Source organism: Streptomyces sp. (genome assembly GCF_050698815.1).
Lineage (GTDB): Bacteria > Actinomycetota > Actinomycetes > Streptomycetales > Streptomycetaceae > Streptomyces.
This window is the reverse complement of record NZ_JBOHCV010000029.1, coordinates 1-4,957: the sequence shown is the minus strand read 5'-3', so window position 1 is coordinate 4,957 and position 4,957 is coordinate 1. Positions and strand designations below refer to the sequence as shown.

Genomic DNA, 4,957 nt, shown 5'->3' with positions numbered 1-4,957 from the left:
TAGGAGCAGTCGCCCGAGCCGCCCGACGTCGTCCCCTGCGCCTGACTGCCGGAGATGAAGGAGCCGCCGGAGTCGCCCGGTTCGGCGCACACCGAGCTGCGGGTCAGCCCGCGCACCGTGCCCTCCTGGTAGGTGATGGTGACGTCGTGCTGCTCGATGGTGCCGCACCGCCAGCCGCTGGTGGAGCCGGAGCGGCAGACGGAGGAGCCGACGGGCACCTGCTGCGACCCGGACACCGTGACGTTCGCGCTGCCGGGGCCCTTCACGTACGGCCGGGCGATCCAGTTGCTGTTGACCTCCACCCAGGCGTAGTCGTTGCCCGGGAACGAGGCGGCCCGGACGGTGCCCTGGGCGGCCCGGTTGTGACCGGTCGTCAGTGCTCCCGCATCCCCGCAGTGCCCCGCCGTGATGAAGCCCTCCCGGCTGCCCTGGGTGACGGAGAAGCCGATCGAGCAGCGGGTGGCGCCGTTGATGTAGTACGCGTCGCCGCCCCGCAGGTCCTCGGCGTAGGTACGGGGCCGCTCGGCGGACCGCGTCACCCGTACCAGCTCGGTGGACGCACCGCTGCGGGCGAGGAACGCCTTCGCGGCGGCGGGTTCGCCCGCTCGTACGACCACGCTGTTGCTCCGCACGTCCACCGACCAGACCGAGGCGCCGCGCTGTGCCCGCGACCGCGTACCGGCCGACCGGTCCAGAGCGCTCTTGGCGGCGTCGAGCTCGGCGAGGCTGTGCGGGACCAGCGCGGCGTCGGCACCGGCGGCGACGATGTTGGCGGTGTCGCTCAGGTCGGTGGTGGCCACGACCAGCCGCGCGGTGGGCCCGGTCACCCAGGCGCCCCCGTAGCGGGAACCGAGCTGCTCGCGGAGGGACTTCTCGAGGGGCACGGCACGCTGCTCGTTGGTGATTCTGGTCCTGGCGTCCTCGGCGCTGATGCCCAGGTCCCGGCTGACCGCCTTCAGCATGCCGGGGGCGATCTCGGGGACGGGCCCGACTGCGGCCGGCGGGGGCGGGGAGGGTTCGCCCGCGGCGGCGGGCAGAGCGCCGAGAGCGAGTGCGCCGATGGCCAGGGCCGTACCGGCCAGGACGGGAACCTTACGTGGCATGGCGCTCTCCTCGTGTCGCTGCTGCGGGTCGCGCGGGAATGGCCGGCCCGAGCCTCAGCGTCCGGCCGCTGCCAGGCGGGCACCACCGCTGGCAGGACCAGATGGAGGAAATGGCGCGGCGTCCGCACCCGGACGGTCGATCAAGACCGGGTACGGACGCCGCGTGGCACCAGCTGTTACTGCGGGGGCATCAGGACGGTGTCGATGATGTGCACGGTGGCGTTGGCGGTCTTGACGTTGCCGCAGCCCACGGACGCCTTGTCATTGACCTTGTAGGCGTCGCCGGAGCCCGCGGTGGTGAGCTTGGCCTTCGCCAGCGTCGGGTAGGAGCCGTCGGCCAGCTTCTCCTTCGACAGCGGCTCGCCCACGACGTGGTAAGTGAGGATCTTGGTGAGCGTCTTCTTGTCGCTCAGCACCTTGTCCAGGTCGGCCTTGGGGATCTTCTCGAAGGCGGCGTTGGTCGGCGCGAAGACGGTGATGTTCTCCGAGCTGTTCAGGGTGTCGACCAGACCGGCCTTCTTGACCGCGCTGACCAGGGTGGACAGCTCGGGGTTGTTGCTCGCGGCGGTGGCGACCGGGTCCTGTGCCATGCCCTGGAAGCTGCCCTTGCCGCTCTTCGGCACGGACGCGCAGACGGGTCCGAACTCCCCGCTCGCCGTGTCCTTCTCCTCCGGCTTGGACTCCTTCGGAGCGGAGGACTTCTTGCTGTCGGAGGACTTCTCGCCTCCGCTGTCGCTCGAACAGGCGGTGATGCCCAGCGGCAGCAGTGCCACAGCGGTGACGGCGACGGCGGTGCGGCGGATACGGCTGGTGTTCATGGAGTCTCTCCTGAGAGATGGGAATCGGTGCAGGGAACTCCGCAGCGGAGCCCTGGTGTTGGGGTTGTCGGATTCGAGCCCGGTCCGGGCTGTGTGGTCCGTTGCGGCGCGGCGCGGTTCGCCGCCGCGCGTCGCGCTCCGGGGTCAGGTCACGTTGACCACCACCGAGTGACGTCCGGTGGCGCCGTCGGGTACGGTCCCGACGCGCTCGGCGGTCTGAGTCTCGCCGTCCCGGTCCGTGGCGCGCACCTCAAGCTGGTGGCGCCCGGAGGTGGCGGGCCACTCCCACATCCACTGCCGCCAGGTGTCGCGGCTGTCCTCCTCGGCCAGCCGGGCGGTGCGCCAGGGGCCGTCGTCGACCCGTACCTCGACCCGGTCGATGCCCCGGTGCTGGGCCCAGGCCACTCCGGCGATCCGTACGGTGCCGGGCTTCAGGTCGGCGAGCGGTTTGGGCGTGTCGATGCGGGACTGGGTCTTGACGGGCGCCTCGCGCGCCCAGTCCCGCTTGACCCAGTACACGTCGTAGTCGTCGAAGGTGGTCAGCTCCAGGTCCACCAGCCACTTGCAGGCGGACACGTAGCCGTAGAGGCCGGGGACGACCATCCGGACCGGGAAGCCGTGGGTGAAGGGCAGCGGCTCGCCGTTCATGCCGATGGCGAGCATCGCGTCCCGGCCGTCCATGACCGTCTCGAGCGGGCTGCCCAGCGTCATCCCGTCCTGGGAACGGGCCACCAGCTGGTCGGCCTTGCCGCCCCTGGACGGCGGCCGCACACCCGCCTCGCGCAGCAGCCCGGCAAGCGGTACGCCCAGCCAGTTCGCGTTACCCGCGTAGGAGCCGCCGACCTGATTGGAGACGCAGGTGAGGGTGATGTGCCGCTCGATCAGCTTCCGGTTCAGCAGATCCGCGAAGTCCAGCGTCACGGGCCGCCGCACGCCGGTGCCGTGGATGCGCAGCTTCCAGGTGGAGGCGTCGATACGGGGCACGGTCAGTGCGGTGTCGACGCGGTAGAAGTCCTGGTTGGGCGTGATGAACGGGTCCACACCGTCGATCCCCAGATCGGCGCCGCGCGGTACGGGCGCGGCCCGTGAGGCGGGTGCGGGCAGGTTGACCGCGGCGCGGGAAGCGGCGGCCTCGGCACCGCGGGAGGCGTTGAGGCGGCGCCCGAAGATGCCGGCGCTCGTCGATCCGGCGACCACCACCCCGGCCGCCAGGGCGAAACCGCGCCGGTCGAAGGATGCCGGGACGGCCGACCGGGTGCCCGTCCCGTCGGGCAGGCCCGCCCCATCGGGTGCGCCCGCATCTCCGGCCGGCGCGGTGATCTCGGCCGCCGCGACTGGTGTGAGGCGGCCCGCCAGCAGATACAGCACTGCGGCTCCGGCGACCGCCCCCACGACCGAGGGGACCGCGTCCAGGGCGCCGGCGTCCGGGCGTTCCACCGCCGCGAAGGCGCCGACGATGCCGAAGACCCCCACCCCGGCCGCACCGGTACGCCGCCGGCGCAGTGCGAGCAGCCCCAGGCCGAGCGCGAACAGCACCAGCAGCGCCAGGATGCCTAGTTGCAGGGCGAGCTTGTCCTGGCTGCCGAAGGTGCGGATCGCGAAGTCCTTCACACCGGCCGGCGTACGGTCGATGACCGCGCCGCCGACCGCCGTGACGGGGCTCGACTCCGGTCGTACCGCCACCGACACCAGCTCCGCGACCGCCAGCGCCGCGAATCCCGCGAGCACTCCGCTGGTCGCACCCAGCGCACCGCGCAGCGCCCGCCGGGACCGGCCGGCCCCGGCAACGCCGGGCGCCGCCGGGCCGGTTGCCCTTGCGATCGTTTCTCGCTCTCCAGTCACATCCCGCATTCGTCGCTCGGCCGACGGCGGATTGGTGCGACATCCGAAAGAGTTGGTCTTCCGGTCAGCGGAGCGAAATGCCGGCCGCCGACCAATCCACCGTCCGACCGGCCCCGAATGGCACCAGAAGGGCACTGCGTGCAGGCGTACGGAAGGAGCGGCTATGGCCATCGACAGCGGCGCGGCCGTCGGAAGAACAGATCAGCGGCGCCGGATCGCCGTCATCGGTGGAGGCGTTGCCGGACTGACCGCCGCACATGTGCTCCGGCACACGGACGCGGTCTCGGTGTACGAGGCGGACGACCGGCTCGGCGGGCACGCCCACACCCACGACGTACCGTCGGCGGACGGTCGCGTGCAGCGGATCGACTCCGGCTTCATCGTGCACAACGAGCGCACCTATCCGCTGCTGTTGCGGCTCTTCCGCGAGCTCGGCGTCCGCACACAGGAGTCCGAGATGAGCATGTCGGTGCGATGCGAGGGTTGCGGCCTGGAGTACGCCGGCGCCCGTGGGCCGCGCGGCGTGCTCGCGCAGCCCCGCAGTCTCCTGCGGCCCCGCTATCTGCGGATGCTGGCCGAGATCCCGCGATTCCACCGTCAGGCGCGGCTGGTGCTGGCCGAGGAGGGCAGTCGGGACACCCCGACGGCGGTCGCGGTCTGCCGCCAGGCGGTCACCCTGGGGGAGTTCCTGGCCCGTGGCGGGTTCTCCTCCTACTTCGTCACCCACTTCATGACGCCGCTGGTCTCCGCGGTCTGGTCCTGCGCACCCGGTACGGCGCTGAGCTACCCGGCCCGCTACCTGTTCCGCTTCCTGGACAACCACGGCATGCTCAGCGTCGGTGGTTCGCCGTCCTGGCGCACAGTGACGGGCGGTTCACGCGAGTACGTCGAGCGCGTCGGCAAGCAGCTCGAGGCGGTCCACACCGCCACCCCCGTGCGGGCGGTGCGACGCTTCGCGGACGGCGCGGAGATCGTCACCGAGGGCGGCGCCACCCATCGCTACGACGCCGTTGTGCTGGCCCTGCACGCGGACCAGGCGCTGCGGCTGCTCGCCGACCCCACCGAGACGGAGCGCCAGGTCCTCGGCGCCTTCCGCTACTCCCGCAACCCCACGATGCTGCACACCGACGCCTCGCTGCTGCCGCGCGCCCGCGCGGCCCGCGCCTCCTGGAACTACCTGATGCCGTCCTGCCG

The 4,957-nt window shown here is 72.0% G+C and carries 4 protein-coding genes; 1 reads left to right on the top strand and 3 read right to left on the bottom strand.

The window, feature by feature from the left end; genetic code table 11:
* The 3 genes from ACRDP3_RS00995 to ACRDP3_RS00985 all read right to left on the bottom strand — a co-directional run.
* Positions 1-1,103 (bottom strand): S1 family peptidase (locus ACRDP3_RS00995; protein WP_431514858.1); only part of this gene is annotated, 1,103 nt, incomplete at its 3' end.
* Between the two features lie 176 nt (positions 1,104-1,279).
* A complete protein-coding gene (locus ACRDP3_RS00990; RefSeq protein ID WP_431514857.1) occupies positions 1,280-1,921 on the bottom strand; it encodes a fasciclin domain-containing protein in 642 nt (213 codons plus the stop codon).
* 144 nt (positions 1,922-2,065) lie between these two features.
* On the bottom strand, positions 2,066-3,772 hold the full coding sequence (locus ACRDP3_RS00985) for a molybdopterin-dependent oxidoreductase (protein ID WP_431514856.1): 1,707 nt from the start codon (positions 3,770-3,772) through the stop codon (positions 2,066-2,068).
* A 154-nt stretch (positions 3,773-3,926) separates the two neighbouring features.
* On the opposite strand from ACRDP3_RS00985, the gene ACRDP3_RS00980 reads away from it, so the two are divergent.
* A partial coding sequence (locus ACRDP3_RS00980; protein WP_431514855.1) for an NAD(P)/FAD-dependent oxidoreductase occupies positions 3,927-4,957 on the top strand: 1,031 nt, incomplete at its 3' end.